Source organism: Microbacterium sp. Yaish 1, from assembly GCF_002245215.1.
Taxonomy (GTDB): Bacteria; Actinomycetota; Actinomycetes; order Actinomycetales; family Microbacteriaceae; genus Microbacterium.
Window position 1 is genome coordinate 1,068,036 of the sequence record NZ_NPMR01000002.1, and the last position, 22,607, is coordinate 1,090,642.

General features: G+C 71.9%; 26 protein-coding genes. 9 read left to right on the top strand and 17 right to left on the bottom strand.

Annotation, left to right across the window (positions count from 1 at the left end; all coding sequences use genetic code 11):
* The first annotated feature begins 12 nt into the window (after nt 1-12).
* The gene (locus tag CI089_RS14170; RefSeq protein WP_094262096.1) at nt 13-1,512 is read left to right on the top strand and encodes an MATE family efflux transporter; all 1,500 of its coding nucleotides are present in this window, start codon (nt 13-15) and stop codon (nt 1,510-1,512) included.
* An 18-nt stretch (nt 1,513-1,530) separates the two neighbouring features.
* On the opposite strand, the gene CI089_RS16500 is transcribed toward CI089_RS14170, so the two are convergent.
* The gene (locus CI089_RS16500) at nt 1,531-3,330 is read right to left on the bottom strand and encodes an NYN domain-containing protein (RefSeq protein WP_218823042.1); all 1,800 of its coding nucleotides are present in this window, start codon (nt 3,328-3,330) and stop codon (nt 1,531-1,533) included.
* An 83-nt stretch (nt 3,331-3,413) separates the two neighbouring features.
* Between CI089_RS16500 and CI089_RS14180 the strand changes: the two genes are divergently transcribed.
* From CI089_RS14180 to CI089_RS14190, 3 genes are read left to right on the top strand one after another with little or no spacing between them, the layout of a single operon-like run.
* Nucleotides 3,414-4,211: a glycosyltransferase gene (locus CI089_RS14180; protein ID WP_094262097.1), complete on the top strand. Its 798-nt coding sequence runs from the start codon at nt 3,414-3,416 to the stop codon at nt 4,209-4,211.
* Complete coding sequence (locus CI089_RS14185; RefSeq protein ID WP_094262098.1) at nt 4,208-5,065, top strand: endonuclease/exonuclease/phosphatase family protein; 858 nt, start codon at nt 4,208-4,210, stop codon at nt 5,063-5,065. The genes CI089_RS14180 and CI089_RS14185 overlap by 4 nt, the downstream gene beginning before the upstream one ends.
* Nucleotides 5,062-5,706 (top strand): hypothetical protein, encoded by a 645-nt coding sequence (locus CI089_RS14190; protein WP_256977997.1) that lies wholly within the window; start codon nt 5,062-5,064, stop codon nt 5,704-5,706. Before CI089_RS14185 ends, CI089_RS14190 begins: the two co-directional genes overlap by 4 nt.
* On the opposite strand, the gene CI089_RS14195 is transcribed toward CI089_RS14190, so the two are convergent.
* From CI089_RS14195 to CI089_RS14205, 3 genes are all read right to left on the bottom strand, one after another.
* Nucleotides 5,690-6,928, bottom strand: a complete 1,239-nt coding sequence (locus tag CI089_RS14195) for an NAD(P)/FAD-dependent oxidoreductase (RefSeq protein ID WP_094262099.1) — start codon at nt 6,926-6,928, stop codon at nt 5,690-5,692. The two genes, CI089_RS14190 and CI089_RS14195, sit on opposite strands and share 17 nt — an antisense overlap.
* A gap of 173 nt (nt 6,929-7,101) precedes the next feature.
* Nucleotides 7,102-7,467 carry a hypothetical protein gene (locus CI089_RS14200; RefSeq protein WP_094262100.1) on the bottom strand — a complete coding sequence of 122 codons (366 nt, stop codon included), beginning with the start codon at nt 7,465-7,467 and terminating at the stop codon, nt 7,102-7,104.
* Between the two features lie 153 nt (nt 7,468-7,620).
* A complete protein-coding gene (locus tag CI089_RS14205; RefSeq protein ID WP_094262101.1) occupies nt 7,621-8,445 on the bottom strand; it encodes an SDR family NAD(P)-dependent oxidoreductase in 825 nt (274 codons plus the stop codon).
* Nucleotides 8,446-8,578: 133 nt separating this feature from the next.
* Between CI089_RS14205 and CI089_RS14210 the strand changes: the two genes are divergently transcribed.
* Nucleotides 8,579-8,794, top strand: a complete 216-nt coding sequence (locus tag CI089_RS14210; RefSeq protein WP_094262102.1) for a DUF2945 domain-containing protein — start codon at nt 8,579-8,581, stop codon at nt 8,792-8,794.
* A gap of 94 nt (nt 8,795-8,888) precedes the next feature.
* Here CI089_RS14210 and CI089_RS14215 read toward each other — a convergent pair whose 3' ends face one another.
* The 13 genes from CI089_RS14215 to CI089_RS14275 form a co-directional block, all read right to left on the bottom strand.
* Nucleotides 8,889-9,344 (bottom strand): SRPBCC family protein, encoded by a 456-nt coding sequence (locus CI089_RS14215; protein ID WP_023951935.1) that lies wholly within the window; start codon nt 9,342-9,344, stop codon nt 8,889-8,891.
* Between the two features lie 112 nt (nt 9,345-9,456).
* Nucleotides 9,457-10,542, bottom strand: coding sequence for a DNA glycosylase AlkZ-like family protein (locus tag CI089_RS14220; RefSeq protein WP_094262103.1), 1,086 nt, complete (start codon nt 10,540-10,542; stop codon nt 9,457-9,459).
* Between the two features lie 43 nt (nt 10,543-10,585).
* Nucleotides 10,586-11,269 carry an NAD-dependent deacylase gene (locus CI089_RS14225; RefSeq protein WP_094262104.1) on the bottom strand — a complete coding sequence of 228 codons (684 nt, stop codon included), beginning with the start codon at nt 11,267-11,269 and terminating at the stop codon, nt 10,586-10,588.
* Between the two features lie 2 nt (nt 11,270-11,271).
* Nucleotides 11,272-12,003, bottom strand: coding sequence for a sulfurtransferase (locus tag CI089_RS14230; RefSeq protein WP_094262105.1), 732 nt, complete (start codon nt 12,001-12,003; stop codon nt 11,272-11,274).
* Nucleotides 12,004-12,126: 123 nt separating this feature from the next.
* A complete protein-coding gene (locus CI089_RS14235; RefSeq protein WP_094262106.1) occupies nt 12,127-12,975 on the bottom strand; it encodes an aldo/keto reductase in 849 nt (282 codons plus the stop codon).
* Nucleotides 12,976-13,048: 73 nt separating this feature from the next.
* On the bottom strand, nt 13,049-13,546 hold the full coding sequence (locus CI089_RS14240) for a GNAT family N-acetyltransferase (RefSeq protein ID WP_179223345.1): 498 nt from the start codon (nt 13,544-13,546) through the stop codon (nt 13,049-13,051).
* 148 nt (nt 13,547-13,694) lie between these two features.
* Entirely contained in the window at nt 13,695-14,552 is an 858-nt protein-coding gene (locus CI089_RS14245) for a siderophore-interacting protein (protein ID WP_094262107.1), read from the bottom strand.
* On the bottom strand, nt 14,549-15,382 hold the full coding sequence (locus CI089_RS14250) for an ABC transporter ATP-binding protein (RefSeq protein WP_094262108.1): 834 nt from the start codon (nt 15,380-15,382) through the stop codon (nt 14,549-14,551). The genes CI089_RS14245 and CI089_RS14250 overlap by 4 nt, the downstream gene beginning before the upstream one ends.
* On the bottom strand, nt 15,375-16,415 hold the full coding sequence (locus CI089_RS14255) for a FecCD family ABC transporter permease (RefSeq protein ID WP_256977999.1): 1,041 nt from the start codon (nt 16,413-16,415) through the stop codon (nt 15,375-15,377). Before CI089_RS14255 ends, CI089_RS14250 begins: the two co-directional genes overlap by 8 nt.
* The gene (locus CI089_RS14260; protein ID WP_256978000.1) at nt 16,412-17,413 is read right to left on the bottom strand and encodes a FecCD family ABC transporter permease; all 1,002 of its coding nucleotides are present in this window, start codon (nt 17,411-17,413) and stop codon (nt 16,412-16,414) included. The genes CI089_RS14255 and CI089_RS14260 overlap by 4 nt, the downstream gene beginning before the upstream one ends.
* Nucleotides 17,410-18,342, bottom strand: coding sequence for an ABC transporter substrate-binding protein (locus tag CI089_RS14265; protein ID WP_094262109.1), 933 nt, complete (start codon nt 18,340-18,342; stop codon nt 17,410-17,412). The genes CI089_RS14260 and CI089_RS14265 overlap by 4 nt, the downstream gene beginning before the upstream one ends.
* A 67-nt stretch (nt 18,343-18,409) precedes the next feature.
* Complete coding sequence (locus tag CI089_RS14270) at nt 18,410-19,057, bottom strand: SDR family oxidoreductase (RefSeq protein WP_094262110.1); 648 nt, start codon at nt 19,055-19,057, stop codon at nt 18,410-18,412.
* 64 nt (nt 19,058-19,121) lie between these two features.
* Nucleotides 19,122-19,631, bottom strand: coding sequence for a bifunctional nuclease family protein (locus CI089_RS14275; RefSeq protein WP_094262111.1), 510 nt, complete (start codon nt 19,629-19,631; stop codon nt 19,122-19,124).
* Nucleotides 19,632-19,707: 76 nt separating this feature from the next.
* Between CI089_RS14275 and CI089_RS14280 the strand changes: the two genes are divergently transcribed.
* The 4 genes from CI089_RS14280 (at nt 19,708) to CI089_RS14295 (ending at nt 22,471) form a co-directional block, all read left to right on the top strand.
* A complete protein-coding gene (locus CI089_RS14280; protein WP_094262112.1) occupies nt 19,708-20,742 on the top strand; it encodes an LLM class flavin-dependent oxidoreductase in 1,035 nt (344 codons plus the stop codon).
* A 75-nt stretch (nt 20,743-20,817) separates the two neighbouring features.
* Entirely contained in the window at nt 20,818-21,024 is a 207-nt protein-coding gene (locus tag CI089_RS14285; RefSeq protein WP_094262113.1) for a hypothetical protein, read from the top strand.
* A gap of 145 nt (nt 21,025-21,169) precedes the next feature.
* Entirely contained in the window at nt 21,170-21,967 is a 798-nt protein-coding gene (locus CI089_RS14290) for an alpha/beta fold hydrolase (RefSeq protein WP_094262114.1), read from the top strand.
* A gap of 222 nt (nt 21,968-22,189) precedes the next feature.
* Entirely contained in the window at nt 22,190-22,471 is a 282-nt protein-coding gene (locus tag CI089_RS14295) for a GlsB/YeaQ/YmgE family stress response membrane protein (RefSeq protein ID WP_094262115.1), read from the top strand.
* The last annotated feature ends 136 nt before the right edge of the window (nt 22,472-22,607 follow it).

Genomic DNA, 22,607 nt, shown 5'->3' on the forward strand with positions numbered 1-22,607 from the left:
AAGGCCACCGCGATGTCCCGCACCCTCACCACCGGCAGCCCCTGGCGCGTCATCCTCGCGTTCTCGGTGCCCCTTCTGATCGGCAACGTGGTGCAGCAGATGTACCACATCGTCGACGCGGTCGTGGTGGGTCGCTGGCTCGGTGTCGATGCACTCGCCGCGGTCGGCGCAACCGGATCGATGCTCTTCCTCCTCATCGGCTTCGCGTGGGGACTCACCTCGGGATTCGCGATCCCCACGGCGCAGGCCTTCGGCGCCGGTGACCACGCCGCAGTCCGCCGCTCGGTCGCGGCGGGCGCCACGCTGACCGCCGTCACGAGCGTCGCGCTCACCGTCGTGGCACCGTTCCTCTCGCGCCCGCTCCTGCGGCTGCTGCAGACGCCTCCCGAACTGCTCGACGACGCGACGACGTTCGCGATCGTCAGCTTCCTGGGCGCCGGGGCGACGATGTTCTTCAACTACCTCGCCGCCATCATCCGCGCCATCGGCGATTCCCGCACCCCGCTGATCTTCCTGACGGTCGCGTGCGTCTTCAACGTCGTGCTCGTCGTGCTGATGGTCGGGCCACTCGGATGGGGCGTCGGTGGCGCTGCCCTCGCGACGGTGGTGTCGCAGGCGCTCTCGGTGGTGCTGTGCCTCGACTACATCCGCCGGCGCATCCCCGTCCTGCGCATGCGGCGCGCCGACTGGCGCATCACGCGAGCCGATCTCGCGCTGCACCTGCGACTCGGCCTGCCGATGGGGTTCCAGGCCTCGATCATCGCGATCGGCACGCTCGCGGTGCAGGTGCGCCTGAACGAGCTCGGCGCCGACGCCGTCGCCGCCTACACGACCGCATCCCGCGTCGACGGGCTCGCGATCGCTCTGCTGCAGTCGCTGGGACTCGCCGTCTCGATGTTCGTCGCCCAGAACTACGGCGGCGGACGTCCCGACCGCATCCGCCAGGGCGTCGCGCAGGCGACGTGGATGGCCGTCATCGGTGCCGTCGGACTCGGTGCGGTGCTCATCACGCTCGGGGCGCCGCTCGTCCGGCTGTTCGTCGGCGACGGAGCGGACGACGTGGTGTCGCTCGCCGCCCTCATGCTGGTCATCAACGGCGCGACCTATACGGCGCTGGGCGTCCTGTTCGTGCTCCGCGGGGCGCTGCAGGGCCTCGGTCACACTCTCGTGCCGACCATCACCGGAATCGTCGAGCTGTTCATGCGCGCCGGAGCGGCTGTCGTGCTCGGCGCGCTCATCGGTTTCGCGGGTGTCGCGTGGAGCAATCCCCTCGCCTGGCTCGGGGCGACCGTGATCCTGATCCCGGCCTACCTGCGTGCGCGTCGCGAACTCGCGACCATGCCGGTCGCTCGCGCGGATCACATCAGCGCTGCGACGACTCCCGTGCCGGTCGTCGGCCCCGCGAGCGGATCGATGGTCGTCGACGCGGTGGTCACGCAGCCGGTCCCCGTCGTCCCGGCCCGGCGACGCCGCCGCACCGTCGCCGCAGCGCTGCGCCGCAGCCGCCGCTGACCCGCGGGCACCTGCGGATCAGCTCGCGGATGAACCGGGGCGTGATGCCCGGCGCGGGGCCCGCTTGACGGGCGCAGATGCCACCTCGGGAGCAGCCGCGGTCTCGGCGGGTGCTGCTGCCGCGGGCTCTGCTGCGGCGGGCTCTTCGGCGCGTGACTCAGCGGCGGGCTCCGCAGAAGCATCCGTCGCCGGAGCCTTCCGGCTGCGGGGTGCGCGCTTCGGCCGGACGGTGGCCTCGGTCTCGGTCTCGGTCTCGTCCGACGGCGTCTGCGGGGCGGCGGCGCGGCTCCGCGACGTGCGCTTCGGCCGAGCCGGCGCGTCGGACGACGCCTCCGGCTCAGCGGGAACGGACTCGGCGCCGGCATCGACGTCAGCCGCGGGGGCGGACGCCGCGTCGGTGCCCGAAGCCGGCGCAGCCGTCTCCGTCTCCGTCTCCGTCTCCGTCGAGGCGTCGGCGTCCGTCGCGCGCTTCGCAGCGGTGCGGGCCCCCGTCTTGCGAGGAGTCCGGGTCTTCGCCTCACCGCTCGCCGCGGTCGTCGCCGCTTCGGACTTCGCGCTCGTCTTCGCCGCTGTCCTCCCGCTGGTCTTCTTCGCGGACCGTCCCGCGGCAGGCGCCTCATCCGGTAGCGGAGCGGCGTCGGCCCCCGTTGCCGGCTCGTCTGGGCTCGCGGCATCCGGGGTCTCGGCCGCGTCGGACACCGGCGCGGGCTCGGTCGCTGCCGCGCCGGCCGTCTCCGTGCGCTCCGACGGTGCTGCGGGTGCCGCAGCGTTGTCACGCGCCGCCGACGAGACGGCGTCGAGAGCCGCATCCAGGGCTGCACCCAGCGTGAGCTGCTCGATCATCGGACGGCGGTTGCGTGACGAGGGACCGTCCGCCGGTTCGGCCGCGGGCGTCGCCTGCGAGGCCTCGTCGCGGGAGTCGCCGGTGTCGTCGCGCGCCGGCGGCTCGCCCTCGGGCGCGGCGCCCTTCGCGCGCGACGGCTTGCGGCGCGAGCGTCCGCCGGCCGTTCCGGCCTCCGCCTCGCCGCGCGCCTCGCCGCGGCCCTTCGCCGGCGCATCCGCAGCGGTGTCGTCGGAGCCCTTCACGCCCGCCGAGGTCTTCGGGCGCAGCGACATCCCGCCCGGCTTCGACTCGATCGTGAACAGCCCCACCGCTCGCACGAGATCCGACAGCTTCGCGTAGCCCCAGTTACGAGGGTCGAAGTCGGGCTGCTGCTTGCGCATGAGCTGCCCCACCGTCCCGAGGTCGGACCAGCCGTCGTCGGCAGAGGCCGTCTCGGCGGCGCTGCGGAGCAGGGCCACGAGGCGCGCATCGCCGCGCAGCGCGGCGGACGTCCAGCGCTCAGCCGTCGTCGAGCGCGCAGCATCCTTCTCGTCGACGACGCCGAGCACCTCGAGGTAGGTGAACTGATCGCACGCGTTGCGGAAGGCCTCGGGCGTCTTCCGCTCACCGAAGCCGTAGACGGTGACGCCCTCCTCGCGGATACGCGAGGCCAGACGCGTGAAGTCGCTGTCGCTCGAGACGATGCAGAACCCCTGGAACCGGCGCGTGTACAGCAGGTCCATCGCGTCGATGATCAGCGCACTGTCGGTCGCGTTCTTGCCGGTCGTGTTGTCGAACTGCTGCATCGGCTGGATGACGTGCTCGCTCGCGGCATCCTTCCACCCGCGCAACTGCGACTTGGTCCAGTCGCCGTAGACGCGCTTGACCGAGGCGGTGCCATAAGTGGCGATCTCGGCGAGCACACCGCCGATCCGCGACGGCGAGACGTTGTCGGCATCGACGAGGACGGCGAGGAGGTCGCTCTGCTGAGGCATACCCCCAGCATGTCATTGACGAGGCGCCGCAGCACTGTCAAGCCGCTGCCGGGGCTCCCCCGCCCGCCGTAGCGTGAGGTCCGATGACATGCGAATCCCGGCCCCCGCTGCACCGTCCGACCGTCTCGGTCGTGATCCCGGTGAAGGACGACGCCGTGATGCTGCGGCGGTGTCTGCGCGCCCTCGCCGAGCAGTCCGAGCCGCCCGACGAGATCGTCGTCGTCGACAACGGCTCGCGCGATGATTCCGCCGACGTCGCCCGTGCCGCCGGTGCCCGCGTCGTCGAATGCGCCGCGGCCGGCATCCCCGCCGCGGCGGCGACGGGCTATGACCACGCGATCGGCGATCTCGTGCTGCGACTGGACGCCGACTCGCTGCCGTCCCCGACCTGGATCGCCGACCTCTGCCGCGACTTCGCCCGCCGCCCCGATGTCGCCGTGCTCACGGGCGGCGCGCGTTTCATCGACGGACCGCGGGTGCTGCGCCGTCCCCTCGCCGCGACCTACCTCGGGCTCTACGCGTTGCTGGGGTTCGCCGCGCTCGGCCACCTGCCGCTGTTCGGCTCGAACCTCGCCTTCCGGCGCGCCGCGTGGCGGAGCGTCAGCACGGAGGTGCACCGCGGCGACGCCGACGTGCACGACGACTTCGACCTGGCGTTCCACCTGGGCGGACGGCACCGTATCGCGTACTCGCGACGGGCCGACATGGGGATCTCGATGCGGCCCTTCGACGACGGTCGAGCCTTCCGCACGCGGGTCGCCCGCGGCTTCCACACCGTCGTCGCGCACTGGCCCGACGAGCTGCCGCACCGCCGCGTCGCCCGGCGGCTGCGGCGCACGAGACGCCGCCGCATCGCCCGCGCCGCGGAGGCTCGACGATGACGGGCGCAGCGGGCGCGAGCACCGTCGCCCGCCTGTTCGGCCCGGGCGAGATGCATCCGCACGACCTCCACGTCGCGACCTGGAACATCCGCCGACGCATCGACGGTCCGACGTGGCCCCCGAACGACCGCTGGACGGTGCGCGGTCGGCGATTGGCCACCGTGCTGCACGCCGACCCGCCCGCGATCCTCGGCACGCAGGAGGCGATGCCCGACCAGGCCGACCTCGTGCGCGCCTCGCTCGGCACGTCGTACCGCTTCGTCGGTCACGGCCGGGGCGTCGACGGCCGCGGCGAGGGATGCCCGATCTTCTTCGACGCCGACCGGCTGGAGCTCACCGGCCACACCCAGCTCGCACTGTCCGAGACGCCCACCGTCGCCGGATCGGCGTCGTGGGGCAATCCGGTGCCACGGGTCGTCGTCCGGGCGGCGTTTCGCGATCGGGTCACCGGCAGCGGGCTGACCGTCTTCAACACGCACCTCGACGTCTTCTCAGCGCGGTCGCGTCTGCGCTCGGCCTGGCTGCTGCACGACCTCGCCGCGGAGACGCCGGGGCCGGTCGTCGTCATGGGCGATCTCAACGCCGGGCCGGGGTCCGCACCGGTGTCGGCGCTGCTCAGCGGCGACCTGGTCGACGCGTGGCACGCCGCCGAGATCCGCACGACTCCGCTCTGGGACACCTATGGCGGCTACCATCCGCCGCGCGTCCGCAAGGGGCCGATCGACTGGATCGCCGTCGACCGGGCGTCGCGCGTCACACGGGCGGCCGTCGACGCCCGGACGATCGACGGCGCGGCGCCCTCCGACCACCTCGGGGTGCATGTCCTCCTCGGGCTGCGAGAGGATGCGTCATGAGCCGCCCCGTCATGATCGAGAACTTCCTCCGCCCGCCTCGGACGACCAGTGCGGTCATCGCGGACGCGGTCCGGCTGTGCGGCCTGCTCAGCGTCGTGGTCGCCGCGCTGTGGTTCGAGCTCACCGACGCCGGCATCCTCGCATTCGCGCTCCCCGCACTCGTCGCACCGCGCTTCGTCGGCGTCCGGCCCGGGTTCGACATCGTGTGCGGCGTCACGGTTCTCGTCGCCGCGTGGAGCAACGTCGTCGATCTGTACCGCAGCCTGCCGTCCTGGGACATCCCGGTGCACCTCGTGTGCACGGGCGTCCTCGCGGCGCTCGCCTACATCGCGGCAGCCCGGGTCGGGATCGTGCCGCTTCCCGGAGCCGCGGGATTCCGGGCGCGTACCGGCCTCGTCGTCACGACGGCGTTCGGCCTCGCTTTCGCCGCGCTGTGGGAGATCGTGGAATGGATCGGGAAGGTCTTCGTCGACTCGATCCTCGTGACCTACGACGACACGATCGGCGACATGGCGGTGGGCGGGCTCGGCGCGCTGATCGCCGGCATCCTCGTGGCCCGCGTGCGGCTGACGGCCGAGCGCGCGCCCGCGGCGGGCAGCGACGCCGGCCAGGATGCCGCAGGCGTCACACCCTCCCGGTGAGGATGAGGTTCCAGTACACCCACGGCAGCACGCGCCGGTCGAAGAGCCACGACAGCGCACTCTCGCGGTACATGCGCCGGAAGAAGGGGATGGTCGGCATGAGCTCGCCGGACGGACCGAACTCGGCCCACACGACACTCGACCGCGACACCGTCATCGGGCACACGCCGTAGCCGTCGTACCGCGCGCGGGGCTCGGCACCCGACAGGGCTGCGGTGAGGTTCTTCGCGAGCACCATGGTCTGCTTGCGCAGCGCTCCCCCGCTCTTCGAGTTCGTCGTCGCGGCGGCGTCACCGATGGCCCACACGTTGCCGAAGCGGGTGTGGCGCAGGGTCTCGGGGTCGACGTCGACGAACCCGTCCGCATCGCCGTCGGCTGCCAGCCCGGACTCGCGGATCCAGTCGGGCGCCGACTGGGGCGGCACGACGTTGACGAGATCGAATCGGAGGCGTTCGATGCCGGACGGCGAGGCGATCACGACCTCGGATGCCGCGGCATCCACCTCGATCAACGCGCTCTGCGTCCGCAGCTCGATGCCGTAGCGGTCGATCGCCCGCTGGATCTCACGGTCGAAGGCCGGGATGCCGAACACGGTGTTCTCCGGCACGACGAGAACGACCCGGATGTCATCCAGCACGCCGGTGCGCCGCCAGTAGTCGCACGCCTGGTACATCGGCTTCTGCGAGGCGCCGGCGCACGAGGCCGGGCCCGCGGGCTGAGTGAAGACGACGGTGCCCCGCCGGAGGTCGCGCAGGCGCAACGAGGTGCGGGCCGCGAGGTCGCGCTCGTAGTGGGTGGTCACGTCGCCCGTGCCGATCGATTCGGCCAGGCCCGGAACGCTCGCCCAGTCCTTCTGCATCCCGGGGCTCAGGACGAGATGGTCGTAGCCGACCTCGCCGCCCGAGGCCAGGCGCAGCGTCGACCGGTGCGGATCGACCGAGGTCACGGCATCCTGGATCCACCGGACACCGTCGGGGATGACGCTGCGCTGCGGCCGGACCGTCTCGCTGATTCGCGCGGTGCCACCGGCGACGTGCGAGAACAGCGGCTGGTACTCGTGGGTGTCCTTCGGCTCGATCAGCGCGATGTCGTCGACCCCCTGCCGTCGCAGTCGGGCTGCGGCCGAGACACCGCCGTTGCCACCGCCGACCACGACGACCCGATGATGCGCGGGGTGCCGTCGTGTCGCTCGAGGATCGGATGCTGCGTCTGCCGTCGCCATGCGACCACGGTAGGTGTCGCGCGCGGAACGACCAGGGTGCTTGCGTCGCGCGACGGCGGGGTCTAGGCGCGGTGCGGATGCCGCCGTGAACGCACCCTCGACGCGAGCACGCACGCTGCATGGTGCGTTCTCGGTTCGGAGGTGCGTTCTCGGCGGTGGCGTGGGGGCGGGGGCTACAGCGTCTCGGTGATGTAGATCAGGACGAAGAGCGCGAGAGACCCCACGGCGAGGATGCCCATCGCGAAGGCGAGACGCCGGTTGCGCACGGGCGCGTCGTCCGACGAGCGCGCGGCGACGACCATCATCGCCCAGCCGACGACCGCGTAGACGATGCCGATGGCGGGCAGCGCCGTCTGCAGCTGGAAAGCCAGCACGTAGAGCACGATCGCGACCGCCGCGAGGACTCCACCGGGCACGAGCCAGCGCGACGCCGCCCCCTGCCGGAAGCTCGCCTGATTGGTCAGATCGGTGGGATCGGGCCGCGGGTGGCGGTCCGGCATCTGCTCGGGTCCGTGGGGCTCGTTGCGCTTGTCGACCATGTCATCCTCCCGTTCGTCGCCCTCACGGTACGTGCCCCCGCGCGCCCCGCCCGACCCCCTTGCGCATCTCCCGCCGAGCACGCACCATCCCGGCGAAAGTGCACGGTGCGCGGTGCGTGCTCGGCGCGCCGGTGCGTGCTCGGCGCGGACGGGTCAGCGGGCGAGGGCGACCATCTCGGCGCTGCGGTCCCAGAGCTCGCGGGCGAGATCGGGGTCCGTCGCGTTGCGGTGCGACCGGGTCGGGCGGTCGTTCTCGTAGTAGGCGCCGGGCACCCAGTCGCGGTTCGGGATGCCGTCGGCGAGGAAGACCAGACGCGCGCCGCCCTCGTCGGTCGTGGTGAGCAGCCTCCGCACGAGCGGGTTGTGGTAGACCCACCGGAGCGGGCCGGGCACGTTCGCGGCGAACTGCGTCGCCACCACGCCGGGGTGGAAGGCGGCCGCCGAGATGCCCTGGTCGCCGAAGCGGGTCTGCAGCTCACGGGTGAACAGGATGTCGGCGAGCTTGGCATTGCCGTAGGCGATGCGCCCCGAGTAGTGCTTCGCCGCGTTCAGATCGCTCACGTCGAACCGCGAGAACAGGCGCGCGGCCACGCTCGCCGTCTGGATGACGGATGCCTCGCTCTCGATGAGTCGCTCCAGCAACAGGTTCGTCAGCAGGAACCCGGCGAGGTGATTGACCTGGAACGTCTGCTCGTAGCCGTCGACGGTGAGGGCACGCGGGCCGAAGATACCGCCGGCGTTGTTGGCGAGGACGTCGATCCGTGGATACGCCTCGAGCAGCTCGTCGGCCAGACGCCGCACCTGGGCGAGCTCGGCGTAGTCGGCCAGGTGGTAGGGCGCGTCGAGCTCGCTCGCGAGAGCCCGGGTCTTCTCAGGCGAGCGCCCGACGAGCACGACGCGGTGCCCTTCCCGCGCGAGGCGCCGCGCCGCGGCCGCCCCGATCCCGTCGCTGGCTCCCGTGATGATGATCGTGCGCATGCCCGCAGTCTCGCAGGCCGCGGGCAGTCGGCGGGAGTGCTGGCGCATCCGACCCCGGTGTGTCAACGACTTCTCCCCCGGCGCCGCCGGGCGACAGGATCGCCGCATTCGAAGCACAACGGAAGGAACCGGGATGGCTCAGGAACTGTCGAAGGGCGACCGCGTGAGCTGGGACACCTCTCAGGGACGAACGCAGGGAAAGATCGTCGAGAAGAAGGAGAAGGACTTCCAGTTCGCGGGTCAGAAGTTCACGGCATCCGCCGACGAGCCGGCCTTCATCGTCGAGGCGGAGAAGAGCGGCGACCGGGCGGCGCACAAGCGATCGGCGCTGCGCAAGCTCAGCAGCTGAGCGGCAGCCGCTCGGTACCGCCCGCAGCCGCTCGGCACCGCGACGAGAGGCCCCTCCGCCGAACGGAGGGGCCTCTCGTCGTATCGCGCCGGGGTCAGTTCTCGATGTCGCCGCGCCAGGCACCGGTCTCGGTGCCGCGCGACTCGATGAACTCCTTGAAGCGCGTGAGGTCCTTCTTCACGGCGTGGTCGTCGATGCCGATGGCGGCACCGACCGACTCGACGAAGCCCTCGGGCTTCCAGTCCAGCTGAACCGTGACGCGGGTCTCGTTGTCGCTGAGCTTGTGGAACGTCACGACACCGGCGTGCTCGTCCTTGCCGCCGACGCTGTTCCAGGCCACACGCTCGTCGGGGTGCTGCTCGGTGATCTTGGCGGTGAACTCGCGCTCGGCCCCGCCGATCTTCACCTTCCAGTGGGTCGTGCCGTCGTCGAGCTGGGTGACCGACTCGACGAAGCTCAGGAAGTGCGGGAACGACTCGAACTGCGTCCACTGGTTGTAGGCGACGGAGACGGGAACGTCGACGTCGATGGTCTCGATGATGCGAGCCATGGGCGGCTCCTTTCGTTTCGATTGCGGGGCTGTCACCATGCTTCGCCGTCACCGGCGCCGTCGCGACCGACTTGCGACCTCGGCGGTCGGCTGGTAGGCCCCGAGGCCGGGGTCAGTCGAGCCCGCGCACCGGCACGCCGAGCCACTCGCCGAGGTCGCGGATCTCCGCCTCGACCATCTCGCGCTCCTCGCTCTCCCAGGGCACGAGCTCGTGCAGCGCCGTGACGACGAGGTTCTCCTTCGGTTTGTCGAGGGCGGCGTCGAGAAGACCGATGAACCGGTCGCCGCATAGGATCGGATGCGCGAAATAGCCGTACACGCGCTGCGCCTTCGGCACGAACTGCTCGAGCTTGTAGGTGAAGTCGAACGCCTCGACCAGTCGCGGCCGGTCGAACAGCATCCCGTCGTACGGATTGAGGATCGCCACCCTCCCGCCGGGATCGTCGTCGATGGCCTCGAGCGCCCGCGGGTCGACCCGCCACTTCCACGAGCTGCCCTCGACGACGGCCGGCTCGCCCGCGGTCCCCACCCCCGACCACGACGATCTCTGCCGCGCGAGCCCCGCGCCCTGCAGACGGCGCTCGTCGAGCATCGCCCCGGCCTCGTCGTAGGTCAGGTCGTCGGGCTCGGGGCCGCGCGCCCGCTCCGCGACATCCCAGCGGCGCAGCCGACCGGCACGCCCGACGACCGCGACCTCGCCGAGCCGCTCGAGCAGATCGAGCATGCGCGGCACCTGGTTGTCGCTGTACCAGCCGCTGTCGTTACCAGCGGGCACGGCGGCGGTGTCGGGGATGTCGGACGCCAGCAGAGGCCCGTCGGCGCGCAGTCGCGCCAGGACGTCGGCTCGGAAGGCGCTGTTCGCCTCGAGCCAGGCCGCCGTGCTCTCACGCACGGACCGCTCGCGCATCCGCACCCGCATCGCCGGGAGCATGCTCGCCGGGTGGAACGAGCCGGCGTACTCGAAGAGCTGCCGGTCGTCCTCGACGGCTTTGGTCAGCTGCCCGGGCTCGTAGCCCCAGCCGATCCTCGTCCACGGGATCGCCTGCTCGCTGGGCGCGATGACGGCCGTCGGATCGATCTTGATCGCCCCGATCTGCTCGGCCACCTCGACGACGTCGCCGGGCCGGTCGGCCTCGAGCAGCTGCGCCCGCACGATGATGCGACGGGCCTGCTCACGCGTGAGCCGGTGCGGTTCCATGCGACGACGCTACCGCCGACCCCCGACCCCTGACCCCCGACGCTCAGAAGCGGGCGACCCACTCGGGAACGGTGGCCGTCGCCGGGCCGAGCACGACGTCGTCGAACAGGCGAAGGTCCTCGTAGGCCTCGAGGTTCAGCAGAGCGGTGCGGGCCCCGGCTTCCGCCGCCACCGCGACGAGGGATGCCGCGGGCGTGACCGCCCCCGACGTCCCGATCACCCAGAACTGCTCGCACAGCGCCACCGCGTCGAAGATGTCGTCGAGCCCATATACCGCCTCACCGAACCAGACCACGTCGGGGCGGAGTGCTCGGGCTCCGCACACCGGGCAGGGCGGCCCGTCAGCGAGGTCGCCCTGCCACGGCATCCGCTCTCCGCACGCCTCGCAGAGCGCCGACGCGAGCTCGCCGTGGATGTGGCTGACGCGCACCGACCCGGCACGCTCGTGCAGATCGTCGATGTTCTGCGTGACGATGAACACATCGCCCGGGCGCCGTGCTTCGAGGTCGGCGAGGGCGAGATGGGCCGCATTGGGCTCCGCGGCGGCCGCCGCGCGACGACGCTCGTCGTAGAACGCGTGGACGAGAGCCGGGTCGGCCGCATAGCCCTCGGGAGTCGCGACATCCTCGATGCGATGGTCCTCCCAGAGCCCGTCGGCGGCACGGAACGTACGGATGCCCGACTCGGCGGAGATGCCGGCGCCGGTGAGGACGACGGTTCGCGGCACCGTCAGCGCCGCGCCGTCAGGTCGGGGGCGAGGGCCTCGCGTTCGTCGAAGACGAAGCACTCGCCGTTCCAGTGCGCGCCGCCCTCGTGCTCGAAGTAGCCGAGGATCCCGCCCTCGAGCTGATAGGCGTCGACGCCTTCCTCGCGCAGGACGATCGCGGCCTTCTCGCAGCGGATGCCGCCCGTGCAGAAGCTGACGACCGTCTTGTCCGCGAGCTGATCGCGGTGCGCCGCTGCGGCATCCGGGAACTGCGTGAAGCGCTCGATGCGCCAGTCGACGGCTCCCGCGAACGTGCCGTAGTCGACCTCGAAGGCGTTCCGGGTGTCGAGAAGGACGATCTCGCGCCCGGCGTCGTCGTGGCCCTGGTCGAGCCAGCGACGCAGGTCGCTCGGCGAGACGCTCGGAGCCCGCTCGGCGGCGGGCCGGATGGCGGGGCGGTCCATGCGGATGATCTCGCGCTTGACCTTCACGAGCATCCGGCCGAACGGCTGCTCGTCGGACCAGCTCTCCTTCGCCGTCAGCGCCGCGAAGCGCTCGTCGGCGCGCAGGTCGTCGAGGAAGCCCCGAACATCGGTCTGGGCACCGGCGAGGAAGAGGTTGATGCCCTCCTCGGCCAGCAGGATCGTGCCCTTGAGCCCCGCGCCCTCGGCGCGCTCGCGCAGCACCCCGCGCAGCCCGACGGGGTCGGCGATGTGCGTGAAGAGGTACGCCGAGACGTTGAGAACGGATGCCACGCCTCCAGCCTACGAAACCCGCGGCCGCACGCGGATCGGGCGCAGCTCCCGGCATCCGCCGCAGAACCATCTGCGCGGGATGCCGAGAACTGCGCCCGAAGCCGAAGGCCGAAGGGGCCGGGGTCAGTTCACCTCGGAGGGGTGGGCGCTCACGCGGCCCGAGCCGTCGCCCGGGTCGAGCGCCGAGATCGCGTCGACCTGAGCCGTGGTGAGCTCGAAATCGAACAGCGACGCGTTCTCGACCATGCGCTCGCGGCTGACCGTCTTGGGGAAGACGATGAAGCCACGCTGCAGGTGCCAGCGCAGCACGACCTGCGCGGGGCTCTTCCCGTGCGCGGCGGCCGCCTCGGCGACGGGCTCTGCGCCGAACAGGTCGTACTTGCCCTGGCCGAGCGGACCCCACGACTCGATGCGCACACCCTTGTCGGTCGCCCAGTCGACGACCTCCTTCTGCTGGTAGGCCGGGTGCAGCTCGATCTGGTTCACGGCGGGGAGCACACCGGTCTCGGCGTGGATCTTCTCGAGGTGCTCGACGAGGTGGTTCGAGACGCCGATCGAGCGGGTGTGGCCCGCGTCGCGCAGCTCGATGAGCTTCTGCCACGCGTTGACGTAGTTGCCGTTGGCGGGGGCCGGCCAGTGCACGAGGTACAGGTCGACGAAATCGAGCCCGAGCTTCTCGAGGCTCTCCGACAGCGCCTTCCGGGGCTCGTCGCCGCCCTGGCGGTCGTTCCAGAGCTTCGTGGTGATGAACAGCTCGTCACGCGGGATGCCGCTCGCGGCGATGGCGCGGCCCACGCCCTCCTCGTTGCCGTAGATCGCGGCGGTGTCGATGTGGCGGTAGCCCGCCTCGAAGGCCTCCGAGACGAGACGCTCGGTCTCGGCGGGGTCGACCTTGAAGACGCCGTAGCCGAGCTGGGGGATCTCGAAGCCGGAGTTGAGGGACACGTTCGGAACGCGGATCTGATCTGCCATGCCTCCACCCTACGAGCGGGTCCCGACCGCGTCGCCGGGATTGACGCGGAGCGCCCGGACGGGCAAGGGGGTCTCAGCCGGCGAGCGCGTGCAGAGCGTCGCCGGTGAGGCGCTGCGTCGTCCACTCCGCCATGGGCTCGGCGCCGATGGAGCGGTAGAACGCGATCGACGGCGCGTTCCAGTCGAGGACGGTCCACTCCAGCCGCGAGTAGCCGCGCTCGACGCAGACCTCGGCGAGCGACGCGATCAGCGCCTTGCCGTAGCCGGTGCCGCGCTGCGACTCGTCGACGTAGAGGTCCTCGAGCCAGATGCCGTGGCGCCCCGTCCAGGTCGAGTAGGTGAGGAACCAGATCGCGATGCCCACGATCGCGCCGTCGCGCTCGACCACGTGGCAGAAGGCGCGGGGCTCCGTTCCGAACAGCGTCGCGCGCAGCATCTCGGCGGTGTTCTCGACGGCATCCGGCTCTCGTTCGTAGACGGCGAGGGCGTGGATGCAGGCCAGGATGCCGGTCTCGTCACCGGGGCGGGCGGCGCGCAGCACAGCGCCGCCGGGAAGGTCGCGCGGGGTCATCCCGTCAGCGTATCGAGCGGGCGATGCCCCGCGGCGCCCCGCGCTAACTCCTCAATCTCGGGCGCGGCCCACACCGGACGGCCCGGATACCCGCGACGACCGCCGAGACCACCTCCCACCATGAGGAGTTAGTGTGCCGGGTCGGGCGTCATCCGACCAGCGGACCGCCGTGCCGCCAGTACCCGAGGAACGAGATGCGCTCCTTCGGGATGCCGACGTCGGTGGTGAGGAACCGGCGGATGCCGGTGACGACGCCCGACTCGCCGGCGAGCCACACCGCGAAGCCCGGGTCGGCGGCCGCCGCGGCGCCGTGCTCCGCGGCCCACGACCGCACAGCCGTGGTGAGGGCCTCGTCGCCGGCGCGGTGCTCGACACGCGTCACGAGCGCGCGACCGGCGAGCGCGTCGGTGACGAGGTCGTCGGCGGGGTCGGCCGCGCCGACGATGACGTGCGGCCGCGCCTCCGCCGGCAGCGAGGCGACGATGTTCCGCAGGGCCGGGAAGGCCGTCTCGTCGCCGACCAGGAGGAACCGGGTGGCGTCGCCGGGCGTCCAGTGGATGCCGTACCCCGTCCACCCCATCCGCACGTCGGGGCCCGTGATGACGAGGGGGTCGCCGGGCCGGGCGGCCAGGGCCCAGGCCGACGCCGGCCCCACGGGCTCGTGCAGGAAGAAGTCGACGTCGATCTCGCGTTCGGTGACGCGGATGGCCGAGGGGGTGTAGGTGCGCAGCACGTTGCGGTCATCCTCAGCCAGAGCCTTCCACCGCGCGTACCAGTCGGAGGGGTGCGGGGTCGGCTCGTCGAGCAGGCCGAAATCGGCCAGGCCGGGTGCCGGACGACCCGGCAGGGGAAGGACGATCTTGATGCGCTGGTCGAGCCCCCACGGCGCGAAGTTCGCCAGCGACTCGCCGCGAAGGGTGATGCGGATGAACCCGGGGCTGAGCCGGACCACGGCGGCGACCTCGACGACGAAGGCGCTGTAGGCCCAGGGACGCTCGGCGATCACAGCGTCTCCTCCCCTGCGCCGGCGCCGCCCCGACGCGCGCGGAGCGGCACGACGAGGGGCCCGCCGGTGACCGGATCGTCGACGACGATGTTCGCGAGCCCGAAGACCTCCTGCACCCGCTCGCTCGTGATCACCTCGGCCGGCGGTCCCTCCGCGAGGATGCGTCCGTCGCGCATCGCGACGATGCGGCTCGCGTACCGGGCGGCATGGTTCAGGTCGTGGAGCACCGCGACGATCGTCCGGCCGCGCTCGTTCAGCTCGGCGAAGAGCTCCATCAGCTCGACCTGGTGGGCCACGTCGAGGAACGTCGTCGGCTCGTCGAGCAGCAGCAGGTCGGTCTGCTGTGCGAGGACCATCGCGACCCAGACACGCTGGCGCTGGCCGCCCGAGAGCGCCTCGACGGGGCGCGTGGCGAGCTGCGTCGTGCCGGTCGCCGCCAGCGCCTCGTCGACGGCCGCGTCATCCGCGGTGGACCACTGCCGGAAGAGCGTCTGGTGCGGGTAGCGACCGCGTCCGACGAGCTCGCGCACGGTGATGCCCTCGGGGGCGATCGCCGACTGCGGCAGCAGACCCAGGCGCCGGGCGACCTCCTTCGCGGGCAGCTCGGCGATCGCGCGGCCGTCGAGCACGATGTTCCCCGCGCGCGGTGCGAGAAGGCGCGACAGGCCGCGCAGGAGAGTGGACTTGCCGCAGGCGTTGGGACCGATGATGACGGTGAACGACCCGGGCTCGATCCGCACCGACAGATCGCGGACGATCTCGGCGCCGTCGTAGGCGAGCGTCACGGACTCTGCGGCGAGCGATGTCGCCGGGGGGAACGGGTCAGGCACGGCGGCGGACCTCCAGCACGATCATGAGGACGAGGTAGGCGCCGCCGAGCGAGACGGTGACGACGCCGACGGGGAGCGGGGCGGGCAGCAGGTGCTGCGCGATGAGGTCGGAGGCGATCAGCAGCACGGCTCCGATGAGAGCGGAGAGGCCGAGCGACAGGTGCGGAGTCCGCGCGATGAGGCGCCCCACCTGCGGTGCTGCCAGCGCGACGAAGGCGATCGGACCGCCGACGGTCGTCGCCGCCGCGACCAGCACGACCCCGACCAGCAGTGCGAGTGTGCGGACCAGGTGCGGTCGGGCGCCCGTCGCGGCTGCGAGGTCGTCACCGAGCTCGAGCTGGCGCAGCCGCGGCACGAGCGCGAACGACGCGACGACGAACGGAGCCGCGCACGCGAGCGCGCCGGCCACCGCCGGAGCCGTGACACCGTTGAGACTGCCGGCACCCCAGGCGGAGGCGAACATCGCCGTCTCGAGCTCGATCTGCAGCAGCATCCAGGTGTTGAGCGACGCGAGCATCGCCGAGACGCCGATGCCGACGACGATGAGGCGGAACCCCTGCAGCCCGCCGCGCCAGGCGAGCGCCCAGATCGCCACGGCGGTGGCGAGGGCGCCGATCAGCGAGCCGCCCACGAGCACCGGCCAGCTCGACGACACGAGGACGAGCGCGGCGAGCATGCCCGTGAAGGCGCCGCTCGAGAGCCCCAGGATGTCGGGACTCGCCAGCGGATTGCGCGTGACGGTCTGGAACAGCGCCCCGGCGATCCCGAGGGTCGCCCCCACCCCGAGCGCCGCGACTGCGCGGGGCAGCCGCCACTCGCGGACGACGGTCTGCACGAGCGCATCGTCGCTCGCACCCACCAGCGCCGCGACGACGTCGCCCGGCGCGACCGGGAACGTACCGGCGCCGAGGGCGACGACCAGCAGGACGCCCGCTCCCGCGAGAGCAGCGATCCCGACGACGACGCTGCGCAGGCGCAGCAGCACGTGCAGCCCGCCGATCCGCAGGCTCAGCATCCGTGGCGCGCCGCTCACAGGGCGCTCGCCCGGCGTCGGCGCGCGAGCGCGATGAGGATGGGAGCCCCGACGAACGCCGTGACGATCCCGACGGGCAGTTCCGCGGGCGCGATGAGCACGCGCCCCACGACATCCGCCGCGAGCACGACGACGGGCGCGAGCAGCGCGCTGACGGCGAGGATCACCCGGTGATCGGCGCCGAAGAGCCAGCGGGCGATGTGCGGCACCATGAGCCCGACGAACGAGATCGGCCCGGCCAGTGCTGTCGCCGCGCCCGCGAGGAGGGTCACGGCGACGATGACGCCGATCCGGATGCCGGCGAGGTTCGCCCCCTGCGCCCGAGCGACGTCGTCGCCGAGCGCGACGGCGTTGAGTCCGGCGCCGAGAACGAGGGCCAGCACGAGCCCGACGGCGATGAAGGGCGCGACCGGCACGATCGTGTCCCAGCCGCGACCCAGCAGCGACCCGGCGTTCCAGCTGCGCATGGCGTCGAACGCGTCGGGGTCGCTGAGCACGATGCCCGTCGTGATGCCCGACAGCACCGCGCCGAGGGCGACACCCGCGAGCGTGAGCCGGATCGGGCCCGCGGCCCCGCGTCCGCCCGAGCCGATCAGGTAGACGGCGACGGTGACGGCGAGCGCACCGACGAACGCGAACCACACCGTGCCCGACGCCGCGCGCACGCCGAGCACCGCCATCCCGAGAGCGACGGCGAGCGCGGCACCGGCGTTGACGCCGAGGATGCCGGGGTCGGCGAGCGGGTTGCGCGTGAAGGCCTGCATCAGCGCGCCGGCGACGCCGAGCGCCGCGCCCGCGAGGAGTCCCACGACCGTCCGCGGGATCCGGAGCTCGGCCACGACGAACGTCGCCTCGGGAGAGCCCTCGCCCCGCAGCACCGCCGCGACCGTGTCGAGCGAGAGCGGATTCGCGCCGACGGCGAGGGATGCCGCGACGACGAGCATCAGGGCCAGGGCGATCGCGGCGCCCGCCGCGGCGCGTCCGGCTCTCGAGCTCACCGCCCGTCGAGGAAGCGCTCGATGTCGGTCAGCACGCTCTGAGCGCCGCGGGGACCGACGCCGGCCACCCAGGTGCTCGTGTCGACCAGCGTCACCGACGGGAAGGCATCCGCGTTCTGGGTGATCGCCGCCGGGATCGCGGACGCGTCGGTCACGTCCGAGGCCGTGACGAAGACGGCGTCCGCACGCGCGTCGAGGACGTTCTCGGGAGAGATGTCGGCCTGTAGCCCGTCGGCCCAGTCATGCTCGGGCGTCGTGTAGCCGACGCACTCGAGCAGGCTGCCCGCGAACGACACGGGGCCGTACAGGCTGAGCGTCGTCTCGTCGCGCGGACGGATGACCTGCGCCGTCTTGCCGGCGAGGTCGTGTGCCGCCCCGATCTCGGCGCAGCGGTCGTCGACGGCGGCGATCTGCGCGGCGACCTCGTCCTCGCGTCCGAGAGCCTCGCCGATCAGCTCGGCGTTGTCGCGCCACGGGTCGGCCTGCGTCGCGATGAAGACCGTCGGAGCGATCGCCGAGAGCTGGTCGTAGAGCTTCGAATGGCGCGCCTCGGTTCCGAGGATGAGGTCGGGCTTGAGCGCGGCGATCGCCTCGAGGTCGGGCTCGGGCACCGTGCCGACCGGTTCGACGCCATCGACCTCGAGGTACGCCGGGATTCCCGCGACGTTGCTCGCGACCGCGGCCCCCACCGGCGTGATGCCGACGGAGACCGCGGTGTCGAGCTCGAGGGGCTCGAGGGTCACGACGCGCTGGGGCTGCTCGGGAACCTCGGTGACGCCGCGGGCATGCTCGACGGAGCGCGGGGCCGCGCTGGCCTCCGGCGCGGCGTCAGCAGCGGAGGGCTGCGCAGCGCATCCGGCGACGACGAGGGCCGCGGCGGCCGAGATGGCGACGGCGCTCAGGGCGCGCCGGACAGGACGAGACAGCATGTGGGGCCTTCCCTCGGGTCGATCTCGCGGCGAGCGCGATGAGGCAAGGCAACCCTAACAAAAACCGTCAGTCGGCTGTGAGCGCCGCTTCGATCGGGGTGTCACCACCCGTGAACTCGATCATCCGCCCGACGGTCGCGGGCTCGGACAGGACGGCGGCGATGACCGCCGCGACATCGCCACGCGGAACGGACTCCTTGCCTGAACCGCCGACCGTGATGCTGCCGGTCGGCTCGTCGAGCGTCAGCGCGCTCGGCGCGACGATGGTCCAGTCCAGTCCGCTCTCGCGCAGGTGGGCGTCGGCCTCCGCCTTCGCCTCGGCGTAGGCGTAGAACGAGTCGTCCTCGGGCACGCCGTGATCAGGTCCCGCACCGAAGTACGACACCATGACGTAGCGGCGGACGCCGGCGGCCGCGGCGGCATCGATCGAGCGGATGGCCGCATCGCGGTCGACCGCCCAGGTGCGGGCGGCATCCCCTCCCCCGGCTCCCGCGGCCCAGACGACCGCGTCGTTGCCGCTGAGCAGGTTCGTCAGCTGGTCGACGTCGAACGACTCGACGTCGGCGACGAGCGGCGTGGCTCCGGTCGCCGCGACATCCGCCTCGTGGTCGCGGTTGCGGATGACGGCGGTGACGGTGTCACCGCGCTCGGCGAGGATCGGCTCCAGGCGCAGCGCGACCTTGCCGTGGCCTCCGATGATCAGGATGCGAGACATGGGTGTTCCTTTCGTCGGGGGGGTGTGGATCGGATGCGGCTGCGCCGGCTCTTCGCCCGGCGCGTCAGCCACGGAAGTCGTCGGGGTCGATGTCGTCGAGGAACTCGCGGAACTCCGCGACGCGCTGCTCGGCCGCCTCGGGAGTCTCGGCCCCCTCCGGCGCTTCGCTCACGGTGTCGGGGATGCCCGCCTCGGCGAGCACGTCGTCGGCGACGAAGATCGGCGCCCCGGCACGCGAGGCGAGCGCGATCGCGTCGGAGGGGCGGGCATCGACCACCCGCGATCCGGTGAGAGCCGTGACCGTCACCTCGGCGTAGAACGTGCCGTCGTCGATGCGGGTGATCTCCACCCGGTCGACGGTGGCGTCGGTCGCGTCGAGCAGGCGGATCATGAGGTCGTGCGCGAGGGGACGCGGCGGCGAGACCCCTTCGACCGCGACGAGGATCGACGTCGCCTCCTGCGAACCGATCCAGACCGGCAGCACCCGATCCGACAGGGCATCGACGGGCTTGAGCAGGATGACGTGCTGCTGAGCGGGATCGAGCGCGACCCCGAGAACGCGGACCTGGACCATGACACCTCCCGGGGTCGGTTTCGCCCAGCCTATGCAGGAGGGAATGCGAACGGGGCCGCGGGCGTTGCGGGTTGACATGCAGCGTTTCGGCACTCTCTCGTTCGGTCACTACGGTCCGCTCGGCGGCGGTCGCGAGCTCACCGCCGGCGATTCGCTGCGCCAGGCGATCGACCTCGCCCAGGGTATGGACGACCTCGGCGCCGTGGGCGCTTACTTCCGCGTGCACCACTTCGCGCGCCAGCAGGCCTCTCCGATGCCGCTGCTCGCCGCGATCGCCGCGACCACGAAGAACATCGAGATCGGCACCGGCGTCATCGACATGCGATACGAGAACCCGCTGTACCTCGCCGAGGAGGCGGCGGCGGTCGACCTGATCTCCGACGGACGGCTCGCGCTCGGCGTCAGCCGCGGGTCACCCGAGACCGTCGTCCGCGGGTACGAGGCGTTCGGATACACCGGGTCGCAGGATCCCCGCGGCGCCGACATCGCTCGCGAGCACTTCGACACCTTCCTCCGCGCCATCGAGGGCGAGGGGCTCGCCGAGCGCGACCCGAACAGTCCGTTCGGAGGCGGGAACGGCAAGCAGCGGATCGAGCCGCACTCCCCCGGCCTCCGCTCGCGCATCTGGTGGGGCGCCGGAACGACCGAGACCGCGGAGTGGGCCGGCCGCATGGGAGTGAACCTGATGTCGTCGACGCTCCTCACCGAGGCGGACGGCACGCCGTTCGACATCCTCCAGGCCCGACAGCTCGACGCGTTCCGCGCCGCGTGGCGCGAAGCCGGGCATCCCGGTGAGCCCCGCACGTCGGTCAGCCGATCGGTCTTCCCGATCACGACCGCCGAGGACGAGCTGTACTTCGGCGGCAGCAACGACCAGGACGGCATCGGCTACATCGACGGTATGCGCTCGACCTTCGGCAAGACCTACGCCGCGGCGCCCGACGTGCTCCTCGAGCAGCTGCTGCAGGATGCCGCCGTCATGAGCGCCGACACCCTCATGCTGACGATTCCCTCGCAGCTGGGCGTCGAGTTCAACCTGCGCATCGTCGAGTCGTTCGCGAAGTACGTCGCCCCCGCGCTCGGCTGGACGTCGTCCCCCGCCGCCGTCTGACCGCCTAGGCTCGGCGGCGGGACGAAGCTCGACGTCCGTCCCGCTGCACGGCTCGCGATCGCTTCGGGCGCGGTCGTGCTCGCGGGACTCGACGTCGCGTCCGGCCTGCTCGCGGTGCGAGATGACGAGGGGTATCTCTTCGACACCGCGTCATGGGGCTTTCGTCTTTTCGTGGCGCTGTGTGTCGTCGTCGCGCTGACCGCGGCGTTCCTGTCATCCCGGCGACGGAGCCTGCAGGTCGCGGGAGTTCTCGCGGTGGGAACGGTGGCGTTCGCCCCCTGACCCGGACGAGGTCACGCCCCGGCGCTGGTCGTAGCTCGCGTCGAGAACGCACCATCGCGCCGAGAACGCACCGTCGCGGGTGCGTTCTCGCGGCGACGGTGCGTGCTCGTCGATCGGCCGGGCGCCACACCCGGACAATGGACGGATGACGCAACGCCGCCGCACGCTCATCGAACGCGACGGCGTCTCGCTCGCGGTGACCGAGGCCGGAGGGACCGGCCCTGCGGTCCTGCTGCTGCACGGGCTGGCAGGCAGCTCGCGCGAGCTCATGCCCACGGCGGATGCGCTCACCGACGGGCACCGGGTGCTCCTGCTCGACCAGCGCGGTCACGGCTGCAGCACGCGGCGACCCGACGACCGCTCCCGCGACGCCTTCGTTGCGGATGTCGTCGCCGTGATCGAGCGGTTCGCGCCGGAAGAACGAGTGGCACTGGTCGGGCAGTCGATGGGCGCGCACACCGCGTTGCTCACCGCGAGCCGGCATCCCGACCTGGTCAGTCGGCTGGTGATGCTGGAGGGGCATCCGGCCGGGAGCACCGATCCACAGGATGCCGCCGACCTCGGCGCCTTCTTCACCTCGTGGCCGATCCCGTTCGCCGATGCCGCCGCCGCGCGGGGCTTCCTCGGCGACTCGCCGCTCACCGAGGCCTGGGTCGCGGACCTCGAGCAGACGCCCTCGGGGTGGCGACCTCGCTTCGACGCCGACGTCATGCAGGCCGTGATCGCCGCGGTGCACGAGCCACGGTGGGCGGAGTGGAAGGACCTCGCGGTGCCGACGACGGCGGTGTTCGCCCGCCGCGGCATGTTCTCCCCCGAGCAGCGGGCCGAGCTCGCTCGCCGGCGCCCGGGCACCCGCATCCTGCCGCTCCCCGATGGCACCCACGACGCGCACCTCGACGCGTTCCCCTCCTGGATCGCCGCGCTGCGTGAGGCGCCCGCCTGACGGAGCCCGCCCGAGCACGCACCATCCCCGCGAAAGCACACCGTTGCGGGTGCGTTCTCGCGGCGAGGGTGCGTGCTCGGGGCGTGCCGAACGGCCGGCCAGGGTACAACCACGGCGGGTGTGGGCGAAAGAGCGAGCGGGATTCCGCGGGCTCGGCCATAACGTGTCGTCCGCCCCGGGTGCCCGACCGGCGCCTGTTCCTGCACAGAAAGAAGAAGCACCATGCTCTGGACGATCCTCGGCCTCATCCTCGTCGGACTGATCGCCGGCTTCATCGCACGCGCCGTCATCCCCGGCAAGCAGAACATCGGCATCCTGATGACCATCGTGCTCGGCATCGTCGGCTCGTTCGTCGGCGGATTCCTCGGATTCCTCATCTTCAACCACAGCCCCGAGGGCGGCTTCCTGCAGCCCTCCGGCATCATCGGCTCGATCATCGGCGCCATCATCGTGCTCGGCATCTACGTCGCCGTCACGCGCCGCGGCTCGACCCGCACGCGCTGACACAGCTGCGCACAGGCACCGCGCGAACTCCTCAGATCCGGGCCCCGCTGCCGCTGGCAGGACCCGAGACACCGCTATCGGGCCGGATTCTGAGGAGTTGGCGCGTCGTCGTTCACGAGCCGGAATACCAACACAG